The following is a 23,306-nucleotide window of genomic DNA, read 5'->3' on the forward strand; positions in this document are numbered from 1 at the left end:
CCTGACACTCTAAGCGAATATGCATTCGCTGGCTTATTACGTGGCAGCAGAACCGAAGTTGTAAAATCTATTTCAAATGACCTACAAGTCCCTGCCAGTGCAGAAATAGTACTTGAAGGTTACATAATGCCTGGTGAAATGGCGCCAGAAGGCCCTTATGGTGACCATACCGGTTACTATAATGAAGTCGATGACTTTCCAGTAATGACGGTAACTCACTTAACGCATCGTAAAGATCCTATTTATCACAGCACATTTACCGGCCGTCCGCCTGATGAGCCTGCTATTTTAGGTGTGGCACTTAATGAAGTGTTTGTACCAATACTACAAAAGCAATTCCCTGAAATTGTCGACTTTTACCTTCCGCCTGAAGGGTGCTCATATCGTATGGCGATTGTAACAATGAAAAAACAATATCCAGGCCATGCTAAGCGCGTGATGATGGGTGTTTGGTCGTTCTTACGTCAGTTTATGTACACCAAATTTGTAATCGTCTGCGATGACGATGTTAACGCCCGCGATTGGGAAGATGTTATTTGGGCTATAACAACCCGAATGGATCCAGCGCGTGATACAACATTAATAGAGAACACACCTATTGATTATCTCGATTTTGCATCGCCAGTCTCAGGTCTTGGTTCAAAAATGGGAATGGATGCTACCAATAAATGGCCTGGCGAAACCACCCGCGAATGGGGCGAGCCTATTGTTATGGATAAAGACACCAAAGACCGCGTAGATGATATTTGGGAAAGCCTTAATATTGTTTAAGTGTTTATATGTAAGTACATATCAGGCTATAAAATAACCCTGCAGATATGCTAGAATCTAGCTATTCGATTGCGTATCTGCTGTTACAAGCGCTGCTAAAAGGTAAAAAATGCAAACATTAAAAGCTGAAGTTGTAGCTATCAGCCCACTTACAGAATTTGTTCATAAAGTAATTTTAAAGCCACAACAACCTGTGACCTTTGAAGCTGGCCAATACATGCAACTCGTATTAGGCGAAAAAGACAAACGTGCTTTTTCTATAGCTAGTCGCCCTTCACAGTGCGATGCAATAGAACTGCATATTGGCGCCTCAGGTGCCGATTCGTATGCAATGCAATCGTTAGAGCATTTACGAAACGCCCATACCACAGGGCAGTTAGTAGACATTGAAGCTGGCTTGGGTATTTCACAGTTGCGCCTGCAATGTGAGCGCCCTATTATTTTACTCGCCGGTGGTACTGGTTTTTCATACGCAAAATCAATGGCTGATCATTTAGCTGAAATAAAATGCGACCGCCCTGTATTGTTTTACTGGGGCGTAAAAGAAGAGTCTGCTTTATATGCACATACAGAAATGCAAACATGGGCAGATAGCCATGAGAACTTTAAGTTTATTCCTGTAGTAGAAAATCCATCTGCTAATTGGCAAGGACACACTGGCTATGTACACAAAGCAGTAATGCAAGATATTGTGTCACTAGAACCATACGATATTTATATGGCAGGTCGTTTTGACATGATAGGTGTTGTCCGTGATGACTTTATTACTCATGGTGCAATTCGTGAAAACATGTACGCAGATGCATTCGCATTTATCAAATAATTGAAATTTACTTTCAGTTATAAATAAAGGCACCTAATCGGTGCCTTTATTTTTATAACAACAAATATTTAATAGTTAAAACCTATCAACTCCATCAATATAAACAATTTCCTAAATCCCTATCTATAAACCATACTTTGTATAGAACATCAGCGGGAGAGACCCAAATGCTAAATACAAAAGTAAAAGATTTTATGCAACGCAAGTTGCCAAATATCACACCAGATACAGAAATGACGACAGCCATAGCAGAACTACAAAAATTTAAACTACTTGGCGCACCAGTATTTGATAAAGATAAATGCTTAGTTGGATTTATATCAGAGCAAGAGCTGTTAAAACCACTTACGCAAAGCAGTTATTTTTGTGATGGGATGGTTAAAGTCTCGCAGCTTATGCAAACAGAGGTAGTGACCGTTAGCGGCGATACCAACATTATTGAGCTTGCACAGCAGATGCAGCCTGGTAAACCAAAAAACTACCCTGTTGTAGAGGGTGTTAAAGTAATCGGTATGATCAGCCGAGCAGACGTACTTAAAGCGCTTTACGATAATTACATAAGCTGCCAAACACATTAAATTGCAGATACAAAAATGCCGCTTATATAAAGCGGCATTTTTAATGCTCTTAAATTAACGTGCGCTAACGAGTGCTAAAAGTTCTTTTTTATCGCCATCGCTTAAAAATGCTATTTCTAACGCATTTTTTTGGGCTTTTTCCATATCAGCTTGAGATAAGCCTGCTTTAGGTGCAGCAACGGTATATTCATACTCAATTTCAATACCTTCAACCGCAGGATCATCAGTATTAATACACGCTAAAATACCATGATCTAAAAACTGTTTAAGTGGGTGCTTAGTTAAATCGTTTACTGTACTGGTTTGAATATTACTTGTTAAGCATGACTCAATACCAATACGGTTATCGCGTAAATAATCCATTAGTTTTGGATCTTCAATTGCTTTAACGCCATGCCCTATTCTGCTCGCACCCAACTCATTAATTGCTTGCCAAATACTTGGAGCGCCAAGTGCTTCTCCAGCATGAATAGTCGAAGCTAAATACGCATTTCGTACTTGTTTAAAGTGCTCTACAAACAACTCACCCGGGAAGCCAATTTCGTCACCGGCTAAATCAACAGCGACTAAATCATTTTTAAATGCGAGTAATGCATCAAGCTCTTTTTGACACGTTTTTACGCCATAAGTACGCGATAAAATACCAATCAAGTTAGCTTTTATATTTGCGCCCTTTGTTGCTGATTTAATACCATCAACAACTGCCTCTACAACGCCTTCTGGATGTAAACCTTGGCTTTGTGCCATGTAGTAAGGGCTAAATCGAAGCTCCACATAATCAAGACCTTGTGCTTGTGCATCTTCAATGTTTTCAATTGCGATACGTCTACACGCATCGTAGTCGCCAAGCACAGTAACTCCCCAATCTAACTTTTGTAAAAAAGCCATGAGGTTTGGTTCAGGATCAATAACTTGAACATGAGGGATTAATGCTTCAACGTTATCTGCAGGTAGCTCTATATTAAACTGTCGACCAAGTTCTAATATGGTTTGCGCACGTACATTACCGTCTAAATGGCGGTGAATATCTAGCAAAGGTAATTTTCTATTGATCATAATAGCAACCCAGTTTAGTTAAATTTGCGCGCATGATACGCAGATACAGTTATTTTTCAAGTCTATATGATTTGCGGTAAGTTTTAGCGGTCATATGTCTGCTTTTTGTGCAAAAAAATGATACAGCTTATTTTCCTGATAAGTGATGCCAAAGAGTTTTAAAAAGCGTATTTGCATCAATAGGTTTGGTAATATAACCATTCATTCCACAGGCTAGTGCCTTTTTAACGTCCTCGTCATGGGCGTTCGCCGATAGCCCTATTATGGGTAAATCAATTAACTCTAAATCACGACGAATTACTTTTGTTGCTTTGAGTCCATCCATTTTTGGCATTTGAATATCCATAAGAACAATGTCATAGCTATTTTCGGCTAGCTTTTCTATGGCCTCAAAACCATCGTTAGCAATGTCGGCAATACAGCCTTTCGTTTTTAAAATAGCATTAGCAACATGCTGATTAAGTGGATTATCTTCTACTAAAAGTAATTTATAGCCTGTAAATGATAATGTACTTACGTCTATTTCGTTGTATTGCTGCTGAATTTGCTCTGCCTTTGGTAAAGGCGATATTAGCGGCAAACTAAATGTAAATGTAGAGCCTTTACCTTCATAACTAACTAAATCAATTGCACCACCCATTAACTCAACCAGTTTTTTGCAAATACTTAATCCTAAGCCTGTACCACCATATTGGCGTGAGGTTGAGCTATCAGCTTGTGCAAACGGTTTAAACAATTGTTTCTGTGCTTCGCTACTAATACCAATACCCGTATCGTTAATACTAAAATAAGTCATTTTTTTCGATTGCCAAATTTTCAGAGTGATTTCACCTTCCCCTGTAAATTTAACCGCATTATTGAGCAGATTCAGCAGCACTTGTTTTAAGCGAATTGGATCGGTATTAATGACCAAATTTGATGTTTTATCAAAATCGAGACTTAACTTTATTGATTTAATGTCAGCATCAAACTGAAGTAAATTAAGCATTTCATCCGCTAAACTCGCTACATTAATAGGCTCTTGCATTAAGTCTAGCTTGCCTGCTTCCATTTTTGAAAAGTCGAGCACATCGTTTAATACCCTCAGTAAAACACCAAGTGCCCCATCTGCTTGCTCTATGTAACTTCTAGCTTGTTGCCAATCGTTTTGCTGGAGCGCTAAATAATGCAGCCCTTTTATACCGTTAATAGGGGTGCGGACTTCGTGGCTCATGTTTGCTAAAAACTGCCCCTTTATATGACTCGCTTCATCTGCTTTTTGTTTTTCTTTGCGTAGTGTATGTGTTTGCTTGGCCACTTGTTCGCGAATTTGTATGTTTGTACCAGTAACTGAAATCAAAAATGTAATCAGTAACCACACAAACAACATACCTACTATTTGTGCAAGCCAATATACTAACCAAGACGTTCTAATTATTGGCTCATATAACTCAACCTGCCACATGCGTTTGCCAATCAACAATTGATATTCTTTAAATAGCGCTTGCGAATTAGCGGTATCTGCAATATAAATTGCCTGCTTTTTCCCTGATACCGTTGTATCAAAAAAACTAGCTGAAATTGAGTTGTTGTGATCAAATAATAGTGTTTGCGATAAGCGTTTCAGACTGACTATCGCTGCCACAAAGCCTTGAAAATCATCTTCGGTAGAGGACTCTCTAAAAACAGGATATAAAAAAAGCACACCGTGTTCGGCTGTATTTTGGACCAAGTTAATTGGCTCACTTAGTGCAAGTTCATTAAGCTCTTTCGCTTTGCTAAGCGCTGCACCTCTTACTTTACTAGAAGCTAAATCAAACCCTAAAACATCTTCATTACCTTTTAAGGGATATACGTACTTTACTGGAAAGTAATTACTACGCGTACCTGCTGGTTGCCAAGCTCCATCTAGTGACTTTTCTTTTATATATAGAGGTTTGCCTGTGGCTGGATTTTCATGTGTTTCAAAATCTGCGAGTTTATTTGCTGGTATATAAGGTATCCATTCAAAAGCCAGAATTTCTTGGCTGTAGCCCAACTGCTTTGAAGTAAATTGTTTAAACTCTTTAAAATCCACGTCACTACTACTAGCAAAATATGTAGCTAATAAGCCTAAATGAGCAGTAATACCATCGAGCTTTTGGCTTATAGCATTTTGCACAGAAAGTATTTTGGCTTCTTGCTTTTGAATATCTTTTTCTTTTTTAACACTAGCAGCGCCATAAAAACTAACGCTGATCAGTATGTAAATTAATAGCGAGGGTAAAATTACCAGCATACGGTGGCGTACTTGTGTGTAATTAAAAGCGGCGAGTACTAAAGGTGTAAATATAAGTACGCCAATACTGTCGCCAATCCACCATGCTATAAAGTTATCAAAAATAGCATTGGTCGGAATCACATTATTCAATGCTAATAAACTTGTTCCTACACCTGCAGCAATAACACAACATATTGGCCCCGCTACTATTAAGCTTTGAACACTGTGTTTTAAAGAAGATAAATCCAACGGCGCTTTTATAACATTCACTATAATTTGTCGGCCAATCCAAGCCTGTAAAACAGAGGCTAAAGTAATGCCTATAGCTTGTAAAAGAACAATAAAATGAAAAATATCTACGGTGCGTTCAAGGTGAATTAAGTTAGTACAAAAAGCCCCAATAATAAGGCCAATAAATGACTTACGTCCCCAAATTAAAAAGCTCGCTAAAGCAATTCCTGAGGGCGGCCAGGAGGCGACCGCATAGCCATCTACAGAAAGAAGTGAGTTGCTAAAGTATCCTGTAAAGAAGTAAGCACAAGCCAAGCTAAGGGTTAATATTAAAAACTTTCTCAAAGCTTGTGCTCCTGAACTACAAAAAATGCTAAGTAGTTATAGTGTAGTCATTTATTGATATAAAACGAGCGCCTTTTCTGCCTGTGCACTATTTTTATAACTCAACACAGCTTGTTCAGAGAACTGTTTTTTATTTTCACTATTCAGTGCTTTATCAAAAATTCTAGCTGCTAAGTCATAATCACCCTTAGCATTAGCAAGGCAAGCTAGCGCAAGTAATAGTGAATTATTTGAATCATCCTTCTTAAGCCGTTCTTGAATACTTATTTGCAACTTAGCTGCATCGGCTGCTGTTGCTTTACTTAATATATTGGCAAGCTCTAAGTGTTGCTCATTGTGCTTAACCATTTTAATTAAGTCACTTTCAATAACAGCCAATTGACCTGCTTGCGCCATTTGCATTAAATATGCGGTGTGGGCATGAGCTTGCAGCTTTTTAGGCAGCTGTTTATATTTTTCACTCAGCTTGTCTGCATCTAACGCACTAAAATAAGCACTAAATAACTGCGTCCACTGTGCATCAGTAAGTGCTTTTTTGCGCAGTAAACGCGGCAAAAAGTCTTCCAGCGCACTAAAGTGTTGTTGCTGTACTAATACTTCTGCATAAAGTTTTAACTCAAGTGCGGTGGCTTTTTTAGCTTCTGCGCTAATACGCATTTGTGATTCAATCGCGCTACTATCGCCACTTGCCAACCATAGCTTTGCTACTTTTAATTGATGCTCTGGGCTTATTTCAAATAAACGCTCAAGTGCTTTATCTGTTTGATTATTAGCAAGCGCTGCTTTTGCAAGTAATGCTAAGCGAATATCTTCAAACTTATCTGGTACGCTATTACCCGATAAAGCCTGTTCTACGTGCTCGTAATCATCATTAATAGCACTCCAAAGAGCCTGCTCAATAGCTGCTTGTTTGCGCTCTTGGCTACGTGCAAAAAAGCCATGCTTAGTATTATGATAAATCGATAATAAATAACGAATTAACTTATATGTTAAATATAAAACAACAGCGGTAATGACTGCCATTATACAAAACGATACTATCGTGCCTTCTATCGTCGTATTGTTAAATGAAATAAGTACATAACCTTTTTCATCTAGAACAAATGGAGTAACCGCTAGTACAACAACAATAGCTACAATTAAAATAATTAGCCCTATCATTGCGCCCACTCCTTAACCTTTTGTGTACTGTTTAAGGTTACTTTTGGATTAAAGTTAAGCTGCTCTTTTTCAAGTTTAGACAACGCTTTAAGTACCGTTTTAGTTGTATCATCGTCTTGCTTAAAGTACTCACCAACTAAACGTTTTGCTTCACTTAAGGCGCTAAAGAAAATACTCGCCTGCTTACTCATAAGTGCATCTTGTGCCTGAGTTATATTAAGCTTGATTCGTTGATTTATTAAATGGCGCTCTTGATCCGTAAGTAATGGCTCAATGGAAACACCCTCGTGCTGACGAATAGTAATAAAGCTATCCACAATTTTATTCCAGCTATTACTCAAGTTTTGCTGCCAATCACTCACGTCACCACTTAAAGCATTTTCATCTATTGCAGCTGCTTCTTCTGGTAAATTAACTGCATTAAAAACTAAGTCGTCAATACTGCTTAGTACACTGTTTAGCTGTAAATAAATAGCCTCTGTTGCAATAGGTTTAAGGCTATCAAGTGTTTGTATATCTTGCATAATCGCTTGGCGAACTTCAACTGTTCCTGGGTGCTCACTAAGTAATCCATCTAAGCGCTTTAAAACAGCACTAGTGCCTTGGTAGTCTTTTTCAGCCCATAGTTTAAACTCAGCCATACGCTGTAAGCTGGTTACTTCTTGCGGGTTTAACGATGAGCCTTGTTGCTGCGCCTTTTGCAAAGCCGCTTTTAGTTCTTGCTGATTTTGAACTGCACTTTCATTTAGGGCTGCGGCAACTTTTTCTTCACTATTAAACAGCGCTTGTTGCAAATTAGATTGCGCCGATTTAAGTGCTTGCAGCTCCTGGGTGAGTAACTTATTTTGCTCGCTTAACTCATTAACGGCTAGGTTTTGCGCCTTACCAGCATTTAATTTTTGATAAAACTCGTATCCAACACCAGAGGCCACAATTAACGAAATAAGAAGCGCAAGTACTGCAACCTTACTTATTTTTTGTTTACTTTTGTCTGCCGTATTTTTTGTAGCTGTAGGCTCTTGCTTAGTTGATTTAGCAGAGGTCGTGTTAGCTATTGTTGGTGTGGCTTTTTCTGCCGTTACTGGCTTTGACTGTTCGCTCATGTTGCTACCTTGCTGATTTATGCAGGTAAACATAGCATTATCGCTAGCCCCTGCTGCAATGTGTATATTAGCCGAACTTACCTGTTGCAGCTTTAAATAAGCGGCTATACGCTCGCTGGCAACATAAAATCGGCACTGTTGTAACCATTGTAGTTGGTGTGCAGTAAGGCTTTTAAATATAGCATCAACTGCTGCATTACTTGTTATGACTATACCGTGTACATTCTGGCTTTTCCAGTGGTCTGTCCAGTTAGAGGTGACACTCTCTGTCGGTTCACGTTTGTACACAACACAATTATTCAAAAAAGCACCGCGCTCTTTGAGCGTTTTAGCTAACTCAGGGCGGCCACCTTGGCCCTTAACTAATACTATATTACAGCCATCCACCTCGGCGAGTGATTTAAGCGCAAGTAACCCTTCTGAATCATACTGCTTTGGTACTGCTGCGCGCACACCAAATTGCTCATATATAACATCGGCTGTTTGTTGTCCAACCGCATAAAACTGCGCTTTGGTATTTATATCTGGTTTTAATTGCGAAAGTGCACTGACTGCATCTTGCGATATAAATATTATTTTATCTGCATTTAATAGTGGACTAAGCTCAGTGCTGGAGGGTGTTAAATGCGTTATTTTTAATACCGGAAATAAAGACGCCTGATAACCCGCTTGCTCAAGTTGCTGTGCAAGGGCTGCGCCTTTTCCTTCGGGCCGAGTTATCAGAATATGTGTCATTTATGCGTCTCTATAAACTTCAGCTAATATTTTGTCTGCACCTTGAGCTAGTAATTTTTTAGCAAGCTCAATACCTAGTTTTTCTGCGTCATTTACATGGCCTGTTACTTCGTCACGTAAAATTTCGCTGCCATCAACAGCACCAACTAAACCACGTAAATGCACTTGTTCGCCATCAACCAATGCATAAGCACCAATAGGAACTTGGCAACCACCTTCTAAATAGCGATTCATCGAACGCTCTGCGTTTACGCGAATACGTGTTTGTGTATGCTCAAGTGGTGCAAGTAATGCTTTGGTTACTTCATCATCAATACGACATTCAATACCTACAGCGCCTTGACCATTTGCTGGTAATGACACTTCTGGCTCAATGTAGTCAGCAATACGCGACTCCATTTCTAAACGAATAAGCCCTGCAGCCGCTAAAATAATAGCATCATATTGGCCGTCATCTAATTTACCTAAACGCGTATTTACATTGCCGCGTAAATCACGAATATCTAAATCAGGGCGAAGTGCCTTAATTTGGCACTGGCGGCGCAGGCTAGAAGTACCCACAATGGCGCCCTGTGGTAGCTCACTTAAATTAGCAAAATTGTTTGATACAAACGCATCGCGTGGATCCTCACGCTCACAAATAGTATGCAGTGCTAGCCCTTGAGGAAACTCTACTGGCACGTCCTTCATAGAATGTACGGCAATGTCAGCTCGGCCATCTAACATTGCTTGCTCTAGTTCTTTAACAAATAAGCCTTTACCGCCAATTTTAGCCAATGGCGTATCTAAAATTATATCCCCTTGCGTCGACATTGGGACTAATTCTACGCGCACATCTGCATGAAAACGCTCAAGCTCTGCTTTTACAAATTCGGCCTGCCAAAGTGCTAGAGCGCTTTTGCGCGTTGCGATGCGTACTAATTTTGTTTTTTCTGTCATAGGGGTATCCAATTAATTACTGCGTTTAGCCAGTTTTAGTCAGCTAAAATTCTAAATTCTTTTTGGGCAATTAAATTACCTTGCTCATCAACTACATCAACACGCCAATGACCTGTTTGTGTGTTCATTATATTTTTTGTTGAGTACGTTCTGTAACGAGGCGAAGTAACATTAAGTGTAATTTCAGCCATCGTTTCACCTTCAAACGACCAAACATGCTTAACTTGCTGGCCTTGAAGGTTTTTAATCTCGCTAAAAAACGATAACCCTTCCTCAAACTGGCTTAACCTAATATCAGCAGCAAACACATTAGTAGGCTCACGCTTACTTACTTTACGAGTAAGTACCGCGCGACTAATTTTACCCGTGTCTATTTGCGCCCCCAATGCCACACTTGCCACATGTGCTGTAGAGGAAAAACCTTCAGTGCCACTCAATGCGCCATCATCACTTTCTAACTCTAAAAGTAAGTCACTTTGACTTGCAGGCTCAGTTACGTTTTGGGCTTCTGCGGTTTCTTCTTGCACATCATTATCAAGGTTTGAGTTTAACTCTGTATTAATACTTTCGCTTTGATCAGTAACAATATCGTTGTTAGCCAACAAAGCCGGGGGATTATTTACAAGGTCTACTTCGGCAGGTGTATTACTTGAAATGCTTAGTTGAGTCTCATTTTGCTCAGCTAACAAAGGTTCAATACTCGCTTGAGTTACCTCTACAGACTCAGCAGGGGTATTGTTTCCTGATGATTGAGGCTCAACATCCATTACCTCATCGCTTGTTTGGTTTTCAGCGTTACTGCTGAAATTTAAGAATTGTTCCTGCTCATTTGGGTGTTCACCTTGCTCTGCATTAACAGAGGTGGTTAAGCCATAAACAACTGCTGCAGAGGTCATTAATACCAACATAGCAATACTCACAATACGACGCCAATTCCACTCGTAGCTTACCGTTGGTACGCTCTGTTGTAATTCGCGTTTAACATTTGCTTTTATAACTATTTTTTGACTCATATTGACCTCAGCGGTTCCAAAATTAGCTTAAACGAGCAATTAACCATTGGCGAATAGCTTGCAATTCTTCTGCGCAAACTTGATGAGCCATTGGATATTCTTGCCAGCTTACATCCATGTTATGTGCTGTTAATACTTCAAACGCATTTCTACCCGCACTGTGCGGTACAACGTTATCTTGGCTACCATGAGCCATAAATACGTTTAAATCAGTATGTTTTGCTTCATCAGCAAATTTGTGTGGCACACACATATAAGTAGAAAGCGCCATAACACCCCCAAGTTTTTGCTCAAAGCGCGGCGCTAAATGCAAAGACACAACACCACCTTGAGAAAAACCAGCTAAAATTATTTTATTAGCAGGAATGCCATTAGCAATTTCTTTATTAATTAACTCTTCTACCTTTGCAGCAGAATCTCTTACGCCTTGTTCATCGGCACGCTTATCTAATTCTATAGACTTAATATCGTACCAAGAGCGCATTTCCATGCCACCATTTATGGTGACCGGTTGCACTGGCGCATGCGGAAAAATAAACCGTATACCAAGCTCGCTTGGTAAATTTAGCTGCGGGGCTACTGGCGCAAAACCATCCCCAGAGTCACCTAAACCATGTAACCAAATAACCGTTGCTTTATGTTCACTTTGGGCTGCATATTCTACAAATTCTAAACTCATAGTGATGATTGCCACTTAACTTCTTGGCCTGCTTGGCGAGTTGAGGCTTCATTTATAAACGCCCAAAATTCAGCGCCAGAGCGGTTATCAATCCATAACCCATCACGCATTTCAAAATGATGTCCGTTAAACTTAGTCGCAACCCATACTTGATGAAGAGGTGCTTGCTTATTGATCACTATTTTACTTTTATCAGGAAAAATAATTTCTAAAATACCTTGTGCCGATTCATAATCTAAATCAGCTTCGCAATCATCAACCTGCTCTTCAATAGTGAACATAAGAGCTTCGGCTAATTGGTGATATTCGTGTTCAGTCATTGTTATTTCCTTTGCAGGCGAGCCGCCTAATATTGGGTACGTTTTAGCTTTAAATTAGCTTTAAAAATGTGCAGCTAGTGTAACAGGAATAAAATCATCCGCGAATAGCTGCATTTTTTAGATATTCTGTTACTCTGCGATTATAAAGCCAGCAACCGTATTAATCTAATGAAAGCGACACATACCTTACAATTAAAAAGACTATTAATAAGCACTGTACTGTTAAGCGCCTTAGCTGGCTGCGGACAAAGCGGTCCGTTATATTTACCAGAGCAACAAACAGAGCAAAACCAACCTCAAAACACAGCTAAACCAGCCACTACCGCTGAGCAAGCTAAAGCATCGCAAAGTCAGGAGCAATAAATGGATTATTTTAACTACAAAAACAACCAATTATTTGCCGAAGACGTCAGCGTAGCAAGCATAGCGCAGCAATACGGCACGCCGTGTTATGTATACTCGCGTGCTACATTTGAGCGCCATTACTTAGCATTTGCTAACGCCACTAAAAATCATAAAAGCTTGGTATGTTACGCTGTAAAAGCAAACTCAAATATTGCCGTACTTAATATATTAGCGCGCTTAGGATCGGGTTTCGATATTGTATCTAAAGGTGAACTAGCGCGTGTAATTAAAGCGGGAGGCGATGCTTCTAAAGTGGTTTTTTCAGGCGTGGCTAAAACGTCTGACGAAATAGCTTACGCATTAAAACTGGGCATTAAATGTTTTAATGTAGAGTCGGCGTCTGAGCTTGAGCGTATTTCTGAAGTGGCTTGCGAGCTTAACCTAGAAGCGCCTATTTCTATTCGCGTAAACCCAGACATAGATGCAAAGACACATCCGTATATTTCTACCGGTTTAAAAGAAAATAAATTTGGTATTGATATTCAAACAGCAGTGAGTGTTTATCAACAAGCAGCGGCTTTACCTGGTTTAAAAGTAATTGGTGTCGATTGCCATATTGGCTCTCAATTAACGCAAGTTAGACCTTTTTTAGAAGCCCTTGATAAATTAATGGCGCTTATTGATGAGCTAAAAACTAACGGTATTGAGCTAACTCATTTAGATATTGGCGGCGGTTTAGGTGTGCCATACGACAACGAGCAACCACCACACCCAAGTGAATATGCAGCGCAAGTTACCGAACGCTTAGCTAACTACAAACATCTTGAACTTATTTTTGAACCAGGGCGCGCTATTGCAGCTAACGCAGGTATTTTGGTTACTCAAGTTGAATTTATTAAACAAAACCAAGACAAGTTTTTTGCAATTGTAGATGCAGGTATGAACGATATGCTTCGCCCTGCGCTTTATCAAGCGTGGCAAAAAATTATTCCGGTATCCGTTCGCGACGACGAAACACCTACTCACAACTTTGATATTGTGGGTCCGGTGTGCGAAACCGGCGACTTTTTAGGAAAAGACCGCGAACTAGCGCTTAAACAAGGCGATTTACTTGCACAACGAAGTGCGGGTGCATATGGCTTTACAATGAGCTCAAACTACAACTCGCGCCCGCGTGTTGCAGAAATTATGGTAGATGGTCAGCAGCATCACCTTATTCGTGAACGCGAAACTATTGAAAGCCTTTATCAAGGTGAGAAAGTTTTACCATAAACGTTTTTGTCTACTAGCTGCTCTGTGGCATGATTAGCACAGAGCAAAACCGAATTAGAGCGCTATGTTAGTTAATTTTTCCAAAATGCACGGCTTAGGTAACGACTTTGTTGTGATTGATAACATTACACAAAATGTTTTTTTGTCGCGAGACCAAATCAAAAAACTGGCAGATCGCCACTTTGGCATTGGCTTTGACCAATTGCTGATGGTTGAAGCACCATATTCACCTGATCTCGACTTTCATTATCGAATTTTTAATGCCGATGGTACCGAAGTAGAACAATGCGGTAACGGCGCTCGCTGTTTTGCCCGCTTTGTACGCATGAAAGGCCTTACTAACAAGCACAAAATTAGTGTATCGACTAAGTCGGGCAACTTAACGCTCTACATAGAAAAAGACGGTCAAGTAACTGTTAACATGGGCCATCCTAATTTTGAGCCAAGTAAAATTCCGTTAAAAGCCAGCAAACGCGAGCTTACTTATATTATTAGAACGCAAGAACACACTGTATTTAGTGGCGCGGTATCTATGGGTAACCCGCATTGCGTGCTAGAGGTTGACGACGTAACCACCGCGCAAGTTGATATATTGGGTCCATTGCTTGAAAACCATGAACGCTTTCCCCAAAAAGCGAACATTGGCTTTATGCAGGTTGTATCGCAAGAACACATTAAGCTAAGAGTGTGGGAGCGCGGCGTTAACGAAACCCTAGCCTGTGGCACAGGTGCATGTGCAGCGATGGTGATTGGTCATATGCAAAATAAACTATCAACAACCGTTCAAGTAGATTTGCCGGGCGGTACTTTGCAAGTGCGCTGGAGTGGTGAAGGTCACCCGGTACGCATGACTGGTCCCGCAGAGCATGTTTTCGACGGACAAGTAGCACTATGAGCGAGCTAAGTACAGAGCAGATTATTAATTACTTACAGCAACATCCTGACTTTTTAGTTCATCACCCCGAGCTACTCACACAACTTGAGCTGCAACAGCAAGCTCAAGGTGCAACGTCACTAGTACATATTCAGCAACGTCAATTACGCGAGCACAACACGCTTTTAAAAAGCCAAATAGATGCTATGAGCAAGCATGCAACGCAAAACGAGCTCGTATATCGTTTGTTTAGCCAATGTCATCGCCAGCTTTGGAATCATGACGACTTTGACACTCTTGCAAATAATCTACGCAATATAATCTGCTCAAGTGAAGATGTTAACGACTGCAAATTAGTAAAATATAATCCCGAGTACGACGAGCTTATTGCGCATCGCCTTACCCATTCTGGGCATTATTTAGGGCGAATTAATAAACAAGAGCGCGAACAATTATTTAGTGAAGATACACAATCCGTCGCTATTTATTTAATTGGCGACACCAAGCACCCTATCGCTATTTTGGCGTTTGGTAGCAATAACGTAAACCATTTTGAGCCCGCGCAAGATAACCTGTTTGTGCTCGACTTTATAAACGCATTACACCTGCGGTTACAAAAACTAGCATGAGTGACGATGCGCCTAATATTACCGCGCTAAGCGACCACTGGCGTACACCCATAACGCTATTTAGCGATTATTTAAAGTTTGAAAAACAATATTCAGCGCACACAGTTAATCAATACGTAAGCCAACTTGGCTTTGCAGCCCTTTATTTTAGCAAACTATGTGATGACTGGTTTGGCGTACAAGGCGAACATATTCGCCGCTACAGCATGGCACTGCGATCAAAGCAATTAAGTGGCCGTACAATTAGCTTAAAGCTCAGTTGTATTCGCAGCTTATATAAGTTTTTAAAAGCAAAAAATATTGCCGAGCAATCGCATTACCATAATCCGGCAATAGGTATAAAAGGCCCTAAGTTTGCAAAGCCCCTACCTAAGAATCTCGATGTAGATCAAATGGCACGCTTGCTCGAAATACCCGACGACGAACCTCTCGCAATTAGAGATAAAGCAATGATGGAGTTAATGTATTCATCAGGGCTGCGTATAAGCGAGTTAGTTGGCGCTAACATGCAAGATATTAGCGCTGCCAATGGTGAAATTTTAGTGCGTGGTAAAGGTAATAAAGAGCGATTAATTCCGGTGGGCAAAAAAGCGTTAGACGCATTAAAAAAATGGCTCACAATACGCCCTCAGTTTGCAAAGCCCGATGAAATAGCAGTATTTTTAAGTAGCCAAAAAAACCGTATTTCGATTCGCCAAGTGCGCCTACGCATGCAAGAGTGGGGAATAAAACAAGGTATTAGCTCGCAGGTTCATCCGCATAAGCTGCGCCACTCGTTTGCGTCACATATTTTAGAATCATCTGGTGATTTACGCGCTGTGCAAGAATTACTAGGGCACAGCAGTTTGTCGGCTACACAAGTGTATACGCATTTAGATTTTCAACATTTAGCCAAGGTGTACGACAACACTCACCCTCGTGCAAAAAAACGAACTGATTAGGTAAATAAATATGATCCGATTTAATCGTGCTATTAAGCCATTTTCTGTCATGAGCTTTGATTTAGACGACACTCTTTACAACAATCACCCCATTATAAAAGCAGCGGTTAAAGCGCAGCAAGATTATTTAAACGCGCTCCCTAGCTACTTAGCCCAAGGCCAAAAATACTGGCAACAATGCCGCAATGAAGCCGTATTACAGTTACCTGAACTTGCTGATAACGTCACTAAATGGCGCCAACATACATTGCGCTTAGCCCTTGCTAAACTAGATTTGAACGAGCAAGAGGTAGAGTACCATGCCGATGCTGCCTACAACGCCTTTGCCGATGCGCGCAGTAAAATAGTGGTAACCGACGACGTACTAAAGCTGCTAGATAACTTAGCCCAGCACTTTACGCTGGTTGCTATAACTAATGGTAATGTTGAAATTGAACGCTTTAACTTACACAATAAATTTGAACTCGTGTTACAAGCCGGTATGCACGGTAAAGCAAAACCTCACAGCACCTTATTTGATAAAGCCGCCGAGCACTTAAACGTTGCTAAAAGTGAAATTTTACATATTGGCGATAGCCTAGATACCGACGTACAAGGCGCAAATAATGCCGGTTGCCAATCGGTATGGTTAAACGATCAAGGCGCCAATTATGCTTATAAAGGGCTGGCTGATATTGAAATAGCCAATATTCATGCCTTAACGCACTTTATTAAATAATACCAATTGCATTAAATAAGAGGTCACAATGAGCCACTATACCAAGCTAATTACCTTGCTATTAATTGGCTCACTTAGCCTTAACGCTTATTTATTGTGGCCGCAGCCCGCGCCAACCAAAGTACAAAAAACGCAAGGTGCTGAAAAAAGCATATCGCCTAAACAACAAAATACGCTATTAAATACGGCAAAGCAGCAGTTTAAAAAACACCAATTTGAAGCCGCACTTAGTAGCTATCAACAACTCAAAAACAGCAATCCAGAAATCGCAAAAAACCTTTATTCATCGTGGCTAGTGCAGCTTAAAACATGGCTAAATAGCAATTTATTACTCAGCGAGTCATTTCTCAATGCGCTATTAAATAACAGCCCTTATAACGTAGAGTTACTTAATTTACAGGTTGAGTATTTAATAAATAGCGAGCAAACACAAAATGCCATTATTGCTTTATTTGAGCTTAATTCATTACTGCCTGCTGATCAGCAAAGTAATGTAAATACACGTTTAAATACGCTCACTCAAAACGAATTACACACATTAACTGAGCAACAAAATTGGCAAGCTATTATTGAGCAAACACAAATTTGGCTTGATTATAAAAGCGATAACGCGCAGTTTTTATATCCGCTTGCGTATGCCTACTTTCAGCAAGGCGATTTAATTAGCGCACAAGCAACCCTTGATCGAATGCCAAACCAGCACAATCTAAAAAGCCAAGTGCAAACACTGCAAGCGATGATCAATAAAGCACAATCGCAAGACGACTTTGTTGCTTTAACGCCTTACGGCGCGCATTACTTAATAAACACCGAAATAAATAACAATCTATCGACCGAACTAATGATTGATACAGGCGCAAGCGTAACCTCGCTACCTACAAATATTATTAAGCAAATTTCGCCAAGACCTTTGTATTTAGGCGATGTAACGGTAAATACAGCGAATGGTCAAATTGTTGTAAAGCGTTATCAAATTGAATCGTTTAAAGTGGGCTCGCAAATTATTTATGGTTTTGAAGTGCTAAGCATTGAAAACACCCGTGGGCAAGGTTTGCTAGGAATGAACTTTTTATCGCGATTTAAATTCAATATAAATCAGCAAACAGATGAGCTAGAGTTGAGCGCTAAATAATTAAAAACCCAAAGGTAACACATGACACTAAATAACTATTTAAAAGCACTTGCTGAAAACCCAAAAAGCATTCAATTTACCGATACAATGGCCGTGATAGAAGCAAATTACGACTTTACTGCATGTGGCTTTAATAACCATGGATTACTTAGCGCTGCGAGTGAGAACAACGGCTCGTGTAAAATTTTTGCATTTGCTAAATTAAACGATTTAAGTAAACAAAATACGTTGGATTGTTTTGGTAAGTTTTACCGAGAAGACGTGCTGCAAAACCCTAAAGGGGATGATCATATGAACATTCGCACGTTTATGTTAGCACCAGAGGCAACACCTTTTTTAGGTATTACCTTTGAAGGCGAGCCACTAAAAGCAAAATAGCCAGCAAAAATTAAAGTGGTTTTTCCATAAAGTAACGCGTACCTGAGCGTGGGTAATTATTAAGTTGATACTTAACACTATAACCGCGCTTTTCATAAAAGGGTTTTGCTTGAAAATCAAGTGTATCAAGCTGAGCAGTTGTAGCACCTAGCTCAATAGCTGCTTGTTCAAGTGCCGTTAGCAGTTTATCTGCAAGCCCTTTACCTCGCGCACTATCGCTACACCAAAGCCAACTAATCATCAGCCAGTTTCCAAACACACACCCACTAGTACCGGCAACAAGCTCGCCCTGCTCATCAGTAAATTTATAGCCTAATGGCAGCCTTTGCGCATCAAAATGCTCGGCGTTAAATTCAACTATTTTACTACGTAGTATAGAGCTTAATGCGTCGGAGTGATCTGCTTGTAATTGGTACATATTGCGCTTCTTAAAAAGCGAATATTAGCAAACTCATACCATCAATACAGATTATTTTTACCATAAGGTACTTCAAGCATATTGCTGCTGGTTTTATCCGGCTGGCCGCACATTTCGTCGTAAGCGCTTGTTTGCCTTAACATCATCTGTGCGTACGCTATTTTTTCAAAACGTTTTTGTACATGCAGTGGGCTGAGTGCTCTTAAAAACTCACCGCTGTCTTCTGTTACATAATATTCAACGTTATTAATCATCACTGATACTTGATAAAGCGCCATATCTAACGAGTGAACAATAACTTTTTGTAGCGGTTCGTGCTTTTTTAACTGTGAAAATTTAATACCCATCTTGGCTACCTTTTTATATTTAACCTGAGTTCTGGTTATTTAACATTATCGATACGCAGCTTTGCTATAATCACGATCAAATTTTTATTAGCCGCTGGCGTCACACGTTATGAGCACAAAAATCCGACTCGCTAAATATATTGCCCATGCAGGTATTTGTTCTCGTAAACAGGCATCGCGTTTAATTGATGAAGGTGTAGTGACTGTAAATAATCGCCCAGCGAATCATATAGATCACGTTGATGAGCAAGACACAATAATAGTGAACGAAAAAGAAATTAAAGGTGCTGCCGATTTAGTTTATTTTGCGTACCACAAACCAGTAGGTATTGACTGCAAATTAAATATTGATGACCCTGCCAGCCTTATTCACCATTTGCCCACACTCACCCGCGTTTACCCTATTGGTCGATTAGATAAAGACTCTCGCGGTTTGCTTATTTTGACCAACGATGGGGATTTTTGTAATCAACTAATACATCCTGACTTCCACCAGCCTAAACATTATTTAGTCACCGTAAATAAGCCTTTAGACGATGGTTTTTGTAAAAAAATGGCAGCAGGCGTACCCGTTGATAAACACATAACCCTGCCTTGTGAGGTAAATAAAATAGCCAGCAATCAGTTTAGTATTGTTTTAAAACAAGGGCTAAACAGACAAATACGTAAAATGGCGCATTACTGCGGATACAAAGTAATTGACTTATTTAGAGTGCAATTTAGTGACCTCACCCTTTCAAAGCTAAACCTACCTGAAAACCAATATATACAAATTAATAAAACCGATATTTCAAAAATCTAATACCAAGTCACTTAACTACATCTCAAAAAGTTAAAAATAAACTTGCAAAAATAGATTACAGGTGTAGTCTTAAATTAAAGATTACACTTGTAGGCAATAAAATGATTGAATTATCAAAAGCAGAGTTTGACGTGCTCGACGCACTTTGGATTAACTACCCCGCCACCGCGAGCCAAATAATTGAGCGCTTAAGCGACGATAAGCAATGGCACGAAAAAACCATTAAAACCCTGCTAGGTCGACTAGTAAAAAAAGGCGCACTTACATTTGAAAAAGAAGGTCGCCAATATATTTATACTCCCTGTATGGAGCGCGCCGACTACACCTTAAAAGAAAGCCAAAACTTTATTGAGCGATTTTTTAGTGGACGTATTGCGCCACTTGTAAGTGGTTTTGCTAAATCGGAGCAGCTTTCTCAGCAAGATATAAACGAGCTTAAAAAAGTTATAGATGACTGGGAAAAAAACCAAAAGTAAGGGATTAACATGGTTATTCAAACTGGTTTCAATTGGTTAATTGAGCAGCAACTACTATTAAGTATTTTGTTTTGTGGATTTATTTTACTTGAGCGATTTACTTTAAAAGCCCTTGGCTCGCGGTTTGTATATAAATTAGCATGGCTATTACCTGCGGCATTGGTGATTGCTAATTTACCAAATGCGATTAAACCACTGCAAAATAGCAATATTAGCCATTACTTAATCACCCCTAACCAGCCTTTTACACACGAAATGGGTATTAGCTGGGCGCTCATGTATGTACTTATTACCGCTGGGTTATTAATAGCTAGCTTTATTACGCATACCCGCTTTGTTAAAAGCCTGCAGTTAACTGAGTTAACACAATTTGAAGGCACTCTTACCGCTGATGTTAAAACTTATACCAGCCAACATGTAGCCACGCCAATGGTGGTCGGTATTTTAAACAGCAAGCTGGTGTTACCGAGTAACTACAATACCCAGTTTGATAAAGCCACATTAGCGCTTATTTTAGAGCACGAAAACGTACACATAAAACGCAAAGACAACCTAACAAACGCACTTATATTACTACCTACTATTTTACTTTGGTTTAACCCACTAGCTTGGTTTTGCTACGCAAGCATGCGCCGACTACAAGAGCTGACTTGTGATGAACGCGTACTTAGCAATAAAACCACACAACAACATATTTTATATAGCAAAGCCTTAATAAGCTGTGCGGCAAATGCGCCCACAGGGCTTATGGCTTATTCACACTACGGAGATAAAAAAACCATGTTACAACGACTAACTAATATAAAACACAGCGGGGAGCGTTCAAAGCTTGCTAAAGGTGGCTTATTACTTGTAGCCGCAAGCATGCTAAGCGGCTTAGCAATTGCAAAGCAACCAGAAGTAAATAAAACGCAAGAGGAACATATTTCACCAACAATACGCATTGAACCTGCTTACCCAATACAAGCAGCTCAACAAGGGATCAGCGGCTCTGTTGTATTAAAATACGATATTGCAGCTAACGGTAAAACAAAAAATATTAGTGTTATTCAATCTAAACCTAAAGATGTTTTTGATAAATCAGCGAAAGAGGCGCTAGCAAAATGGAAATATAAAGCATCAGATTCAGGTTTTGAAGATGTACTTGTGCAACTAGATTTTGCGATTAATAGTGAAGTGGCGCCTACCGATTTAATTGAGCGAATTAAAGTATCGCATTAACGCCACGAGTTGTTCAAGACTACAAAGCAAGCGCCCTTTTAGGCTGCTTGCTTTGTGGTTTTAAAATATAAACCTACAAACTCACCACAATCATGGCAATGGCCGTACCCAAACCAATAAACCACACTAATGAGCGAATTATATCTAGGTTCATATAGTAAAATACGCAATACAAAATACGCGACACAATATGCGTAACCGCTAACATTTCGGTCACTGCACCTACAGAGTTAGTGCCGAGTACAACTGCAATAGCGACAGCAAAAACAGCAAGCGATTCAAAACAATTTTGATGAGCAGCGAGCGCCCGTGCACCAAAGCCGGTTAATTTTATTTGTTGCGCCCTTGGGTGTTTATTGTCGTATCGACCTAATTTTGCCATTGCTATAGCAACCGGCACTTTTGCAAAGTAAGGCATTAATACCGCAAGTAATGCACATACAACTAATGTTGTCATAATTTATCCTTTTAATGTTTCGGATAATTTAGCATAAGCGCAATAAAAAAGCCGCCAGATACGTTTATGACAAACTCTGGCGGCTAACAATAACATCAGACCTACTATAGCTAAATTTATCCTTAAACCCGTGCGACATAATGTCGCAGATGATGAATATTCAACATCATGGTTAATACATCGCTTTACTTCACAAAGCTTGTTAACTTTACTGCCTTACATTTTAACGACGACGACCATGACCTGGATATTTTTCACTTTTTTAGCCGCTTTCATGCAAGCATGGCGTAATGCCCTGCAAAGTAAATTAAGTAACGATGTGAGTGTGGCTGGCGTAACACTCTCTCGCTTTATTATCGCAGGCCCTATTGCTGCGGTGTATTTATATGGTTTGTATCAATATCAAGATACAGCCATGCCTACGTTTAATAATGCCTTTTGGGGATTTATTGTAGGCGCAAGTGTGATGCAAATACTTGCCACTGGTTTAATGGTTAAGTTATTTAAAATGAATAATTACGCCGTAGGTGCTGGTCTTGCCAAAAGCGAGGCGTTAGTAGCAGCCATTTTAGGTGTATTATTTTTTGGCTCGGCACTTTCTTTGCTCGGTTGGCTTGGTGTGTTTTTTGGCGCTATTGCCGTATTGCTACTCAGTGGCATAACAAGCGTTAAACACTTTAATGCTAAAACAGCATTACTAGGACTGGCTTGTGGTACTTGCTTTGCACTTACATCGCTGTGGGTACGAGAAGCGAGCTTAAATTCAGGATTATTATTTCCTCACTCAGCAGCTTGGGTTTTGCTGTTTGTAATTAGCTTACAAACACTAATACTACTGGGCTATTTATTATTAAAAGAGCCGCAAACACTTAGTAAACTGTGGCAATACAAAGGTACTACAGCCGCAATTAGTGTTTTTAGTTGTGTCGGTTCTATTGGCTGGTTTAGTGCAATGAGCTTACAGCACGTTGCTTACGTTAAAACACTTGGACAGGTTGAAGTGTTTTTTACCATGCTAATTGCCGTTCTTTGGTTAAAGCAGCCACTTAAGAAACAAGATACTGCTGGCTTAATACTCATAGCCATTGCCGCTGTTTTGGTTATGTTGCCGAATTAAGGGCATAAAAAAGCGCAGGCTTTTATACCTGCGCTGTTATAATTTTTATAGCTTTAAGAACTGGTTCTAAGAGCTTATTTTAAGTGTTATCACACCACTAATAATCATTAATACTCCCGCAATACGACCAAATGTAGCTGCATCGTTATAAAACAATATTCCCACTAAAAACGTACCGGCGGCCCC

General features: G+C 39.9%; 26 protein-coding genes. 15 read left to right on the forward strand and 11 right to left on the reverse strand.

Features of this window, described 5'->3' with window-relative positions; translation table 11 throughout:
- The 3 genes from L652_RS0110305 to L652_RS0110315 form a co-directional block, all read left to right on the forward strand.
- The coding region (locus tag L652_RS0110305) for a UbiD family decarboxylase (RefSeq protein ID WP_024603438.1) at positions 1-771 on the forward strand (771 nt) is incomplete at its 5' end.
- Positions 772-880: 109 nt separating this feature from the next.
- Positions 881-1,594 (forward strand): NAD(P)H-flavin reductase, encoded by a 714-nt coding sequence (gene fre, locus L652_RS0110310; protein ID WP_024594622.1) that lies wholly within the window; start codon positions 881-883, stop codon positions 1,592-1,594.
- A gap of 167 nt (positions 1,595-1,761) precedes the next feature.
- Positions 1,762-2,172, forward strand: a complete 411-nt coding sequence (locus L652_RS0110315) for a CBS domain-containing protein (RefSeq protein WP_024594621.1) — start codon at positions 1,762-1,764, stop codon at positions 2,170-2,172.
- A 54-nt stretch (positions 2,173-2,226) separates the two neighbouring features.
- Here the strand turns inward: L652_RS0110315 and add are convergent, their stop codons facing one another.
- From add to cyaY, 8 genes are all read right to left on the reverse strand, one after another.
- On the reverse strand, positions 2,227-3,228 hold the full coding sequence (gene add, locus L652_RS0110320) for an adenosine deaminase (RefSeq protein WP_002960964.1): 1,002 nt from the start codon (positions 3,226-3,228) through the stop codon (positions 2,227-2,229).
- Positions 3,229-3,355: 127 nt separating this feature from the next.
- Positions 3,356-6,043 (reverse strand): CHASE domain-containing protein, encoded by a 2,688-nt coding sequence (locus L652_RS0110325; protein WP_024594620.1) that lies wholly within the window; start codon positions 6,041-6,043, stop codon positions 3,356-3,358.
- A gap of 51 nt (positions 6,044-6,094) precedes the next feature.
- Positions 6,095-7,204, reverse strand: coding sequence for a heme biosynthesis HemY N-terminal domain-containing protein (locus L652_RS0110330; RefSeq protein WP_024594619.1), 1,110 nt, complete (start codon positions 7,202-7,204; stop codon positions 6,095-6,097).
- Positions 7,201-9,042 (reverse strand): uroporphyrinogen-III synthase, encoded by a 1,842-nt coding sequence (locus L652_RS0110335; RefSeq protein ID WP_024594618.1) that lies wholly within the window; start codon positions 9,040-9,042, stop codon positions 7,201-7,203. Before L652_RS0110335 ends, L652_RS0110330 begins: the two co-directional genes overlap by 4 nt.
- Complete coding sequence (gene hemC, locus L652_RS0110340) at positions 9,043-9,981, reverse strand: hydroxymethylbilane synthase (RefSeq protein ID WP_024594617.1); 939 nt, start codon at positions 9,979-9,981, stop codon at positions 9,043-9,045.
- 35 nt (positions 9,982-10,016) lie between these two features.
- A complete protein-coding gene (locus tag L652_RS0110345; RefSeq protein WP_024594616.1) occupies positions 10,017-10,994 on the reverse strand; it encodes a DUF2914 domain-containing protein in 978 nt (325 codons plus the stop codon).
- Between the two features lie 22 nt (positions 10,995-11,016).
- Complete coding sequence (locus L652_RS0110350) at positions 11,017-11,673, reverse strand: alpha/beta fold hydrolase (RefSeq protein ID WP_002960978.1); 657 nt, start codon at positions 11,671-11,673, stop codon at positions 11,017-11,019.
- Complete coding sequence (gene cyaY, locus L652_RS0110355; RefSeq protein ID WP_002960979.1) at positions 11,670-11,993, reverse strand: iron donor protein CyaY; 324 nt, start codon at positions 11,991-11,993, stop codon at positions 11,670-11,672. The genes L652_RS0110350 and cyaY overlap by 4 nt, the downstream gene beginning before the upstream one ends.
- Before the next feature lie 168 nt (positions 11,994-12,161).
- Here cyaY and L652_RS0110360 point away from each other — a divergent pair, with 168 nt between their 5' ends.
- The 8 genes from L652_RS0110360 to L652_RS0110395 all read left to right on the forward strand — a co-directional run bounded on the left by L652_RS0110360 (position 12,162) and on the right by L652_RS0110395 (position 18,282).
- The gene (locus tag L652_RS0110360) at positions 12,162-12,356 is read left to right on the forward strand and encodes a lipoprotein (protein ID WP_024594615.1); all 195 of its coding nucleotides are present in this window, start codon (positions 12,162-12,164) and stop codon (positions 12,354-12,356) included.
- Positions 12,357-13,610, forward strand: a complete 1,254-nt coding sequence (lysA, locus tag L652_RS0110365; RefSeq protein ID WP_002960983.1) for a diaminopimelate decarboxylase — start codon at positions 12,357-12,359, stop codon at positions 13,608-13,610.
- 64 nt (positions 13,611-13,674) lie between these two features.
- Entirely contained in the window at positions 13,675-14,505 is an 831-nt protein-coding gene (gene dapF, locus L652_RS0110370) for a diaminopimelate epimerase (RefSeq protein WP_002960987.1), read from the forward strand.
- Entirely contained in the window at positions 14,502-15,113 is a 612-nt protein-coding gene (locus tag L652_RS0110375) for a DUF484 family protein (RefSeq protein ID WP_024594614.1), read from the forward strand. Before dapF ends, L652_RS0110375 begins: the two co-directional genes overlap by 4 nt.
- Positions 15,110-16,054 (forward strand): tyrosine recombinase XerC, encoded by a 945-nt coding sequence (locus L652_RS0110380; protein WP_024594613.1) that lies wholly within the window; start codon positions 15,110-15,112, stop codon positions 16,052-16,054. The genes L652_RS0110375 and L652_RS0110380 overlap by 4 nt, the downstream gene beginning before the upstream one ends.
- A 10-nt stretch (positions 16,055-16,064) precedes the next feature.
- Positions 16,065-16,772 carry an HAD-IA family hydrolase gene (locus L652_RS0110385; RefSeq protein WP_024594612.1) on the forward strand — a complete coding sequence of 236 codons (708 nt, stop codon included), beginning with the start codon at positions 16,065-16,067 and terminating at the stop codon, positions 16,770-16,772.
- A 28-nt stretch (positions 16,773-16,800) separates the two neighbouring features.
- Positions 16,801-17,904 carry a retroviral-like aspartic protease family protein gene (locus L652_RS0110390; RefSeq protein WP_024594611.1) on the forward strand — a complete coding sequence of 368 codons (1,104 nt, stop codon included), beginning with the start codon at positions 16,801-16,803 and terminating at the stop codon, positions 17,902-17,904.
- Between the two features lie 21 nt (positions 17,905-17,925).
- The gene (locus tag L652_RS0110395) at positions 17,926-18,282 is read left to right on the forward strand and encodes a HopJ type III effector protein (protein ID WP_002960998.1); all 357 of its coding nucleotides are present in this window, start codon (positions 17,926-17,928) and stop codon (positions 18,280-18,282) included.
- Positions 18,283-18,292: 10 nt separating this feature from the next.
- On the opposite strand, the gene L652_RS0110400 is transcribed toward L652_RS0110395, so the two are convergent.
- Together L652_RS0110400 and L652_RS0110405 are read right to left on the reverse strand one after the other, a co-directional pair.
- The gene (locus L652_RS0110400) at positions 18,293-18,700 is read right to left on the reverse strand and encodes a GNAT family N-acetyltransferase (RefSeq protein ID WP_024594610.1); all 408 of its coding nucleotides are present in this window, start codon (positions 18,698-18,700) and stop codon (positions 18,293-18,295) included.
- Positions 18,701-18,741: 41 nt separating this feature from the next.
- A complete protein-coding gene (locus tag L652_RS0110405; protein WP_002961002.1) occupies positions 18,742-19,047 on the reverse strand; it encodes a DUF6482 family protein in 306 nt (101 codons plus the stop codon).
- Between the two features lie 109 nt (positions 19,048-19,156).
- Here L652_RS0110405 and L652_RS0110410 point away from each other — a divergent pair, with 109 nt between their 5' ends.
- The 3 genes from L652_RS0110410 to L652_RS0110420 all read left to right on the forward strand — a co-directional run bounded on the left by L652_RS0110410 (position 19,157) and on the right by L652_RS0110420 (position 21,546).
- Positions 19,157-19,849, forward strand: a complete 693-nt coding sequence (locus tag L652_RS0110410) for a pseudouridine synthase (protein ID WP_024594609.1) — start codon at positions 19,157-19,159, stop codon at positions 19,847-19,849.
- Positions 19,850-19,950: 101 nt separating this feature from the next.
- Complete coding sequence (locus L652_RS0110415; protein WP_007377323.1) at positions 19,951-20,325, forward strand: BlaI/MecI/CopY family transcriptional regulator; 375 nt, start codon at positions 19,951-19,953, stop codon at positions 20,323-20,325.
- A 9-nt stretch (positions 20,326-20,334) separates the two neighbouring features.
- A complete protein-coding gene (locus tag L652_RS0110420; RefSeq protein ID WP_024594608.1) occupies positions 20,335-21,546 on the forward strand; it encodes a M56 family metallopeptidase in 1,212 nt (403 codons plus the stop codon).
- A gap of 73 nt (positions 21,547-21,619) precedes the next feature.
- On the opposite strand, the gene L652_RS0110425 is transcribed toward L652_RS0110420, so the two are convergent.
- Positions 21,620-22,003, reverse strand: a complete 384-nt coding sequence (locus L652_RS0110425) for an MAPEG family protein (RefSeq protein ID WP_024594607.1) — start codon at positions 22,001-22,003, stop codon at positions 21,620-21,622.
- Between the two features lie 238 nt (positions 22,004-22,241).
- Between L652_RS0110425 and L652_RS0110430 the strand changes: the two genes are divergently transcribed.
- Positions 22,242-23,120, forward strand: a complete 879-nt coding sequence (locus L652_RS0110430) for a DMT family transporter (protein ID WP_173400220.1) — start codon at positions 22,242-22,244, stop codon at positions 23,118-23,120.
- Positions 23,121-23,306: the final 186 nt, after the last annotated feature.

The sequence above is a fragment of the Pseudoalteromonas sp. TB25 genome (assembly GCF_000497995.1).
GTDB classification, from domain to species: Bacteria; Pseudomonadota; Gammaproteobacteria; order Enterobacterales; family Alteromonadaceae; genus Pseudoalteromonas; species Pseudoalteromonas distincta.

Excerpts from the sequence above, each read along its gene's own strand:
- L652_RS0110385 (WP_024594612.1), top strand. The coding sequence starts at position 16,065 with ATGATCCGATTTAATCGTGCTATTAAGCCATTTTCTGTCATGAGCTTT.
- hemC (WP_024594617.1), bottom strand. The coding sequence starts at position 9,981 with ATGACAGAAAAAACAAAATTAGTACGCATCGCAACGCGCAAAAGCGCT.
- L652_RS0110335 (WP_024594618.1), bottom strand. The coding sequence starts at position 9,042 with ATGACACATATTCTGATAACTCGGCCCGAAGGAAAAGGCGCAGCCCTT.
- L652_RS0110375 (WP_024594614.1), top strand. The coding sequence starts at position 14,502 with ATGAGCGAGCTAAGTACAGAGCAGATTATTAATTACTTACAGCAACAT.
- L652_RS0110425 (WP_024594607.1), bottom strand. The coding sequence starts at position 22,003 with ATGACAACATTAGTTGTATGTGCATTACTTGCGGTATTAATGCCTTAC.
- L652_RS0110360 (WP_024594615.1), top strand. The coding sequence starts at position 12,162 with ATGAAAGCGACACATACCTTACAATTAAAAAGACTATTAATAAGCACT.
- L652_RS0110350 (WP_002960978.1), bottom strand. The coding sequence starts at position 11,673 with ATGAGTTTAGAATTTGTAGAATATGCAGCCCAAAGTGAACATAAAGCA.
- L652_RS0110415 (WP_007377323.1), top strand. The coding sequence starts at position 19,951 with ATGATTGAATTATCAAAAGCAGAGTTTGACGTGCTCGACGCACTTTGG.
- fre (WP_024594622.1), top strand. The coding sequence starts at position 881 with ATGCAAACATTAAAAGCTGAAGTTGTAGCTATCAGCCCACTTACAGAA.
- dapF (WP_002960987.1), top strand. The coding sequence starts at position 13,675 with ATGTTAGTTAATTTTTCCAAAATGCACGGCTTAGGTAACGACTTTGTT.
- lysA (WP_002960983.1), top strand. The coding sequence starts at position 12,357 with ATGGATTATTTTAACTACAAAAACAACCAATTATTTGCCGAAGACGTC.
- L652_RS0110315 (WP_024594621.1), top strand. The coding sequence starts at position 1,762 with ATGCTAAATACAAAAGTAAAAGATTTTATGCAACGCAAGTTGCCAAAT.
- L652_RS0110410 (WP_024594609.1), top strand. The coding sequence starts at position 19,157 with ATGAGCACAAAAATCCGACTCGCTAAATATATTGCCCATGCAGGTATT.
- add (WP_002960964.1), bottom strand. The coding sequence starts at position 3,228 with ATGATCAATAGAAAATTACCTTTGCTAGATATTCACCGCCATTTAGAC.
- cyaY (WP_002960979.1), bottom strand. The coding sequence starts at position 11,993 with ATGACTGAACACGAATATCACCAATTAGCCGAAGCTCTTATGTTCACT.
- L652_RS0110345 (WP_024594616.1), bottom strand. The coding sequence starts at position 10,994 with ATGAGTCAAAAAATAGTTATAAAAGCAAATGTTAAACGCGAATTACAA.
- L652_RS0110405 (WP_002961002.1), bottom strand. The coding sequence starts at position 19,047 with ATGGGTATTAAATTTTCACAGTTAAAAAAGCACGAACCGCTACAAAAA.
- L652_RS0110380 (WP_024594613.1), top strand. The coding sequence starts at position 15,110 with ATGAGTGACGATGCGCCTAATATTACCGCGCTAAGCGACCACTGGCGT.
- L652_RS0110395 (WP_002960998.1), top strand. The coding sequence starts at position 17,926 with ATGACACTAAATAACTATTTAAAAGCACTTGCTGAAAACCCAAAAAGC.
- L652_RS0110330 (WP_024594619.1), bottom strand. The coding sequence starts at position 7,204 with ATGATAGGGCTAATTATTTTAATTGTAGCTATTGTTGTTGTACTAGCG.
- L652_RS0110390 (WP_024594611.1), top strand. The coding sequence starts at position 16,801 with ATGAGCCACTATACCAAGCTAATTACCTTGCTATTAATTGGCTCACTT.
- L652_RS0110420 (WP_024594608.1), top strand. The coding sequence starts at position 20,335 with ATGGTTATTCAAACTGGTTTCAATTGGTTAATTGAGCAGCAACTACTA.
- L652_RS0110400 (WP_024594610.1), bottom strand. The coding sequence starts at position 18,700 with ATGTACCAATTACAAGCAGATCACTCCGACGCATTAAGCTCTATACTA.
- L652_RS0110430 (WP_173400220.1), top strand. The coding sequence starts at position 22,242 with ATGACCTGGATATTTTTCACTTTTTTAGCCGCTTTCATGCAAGCATGG.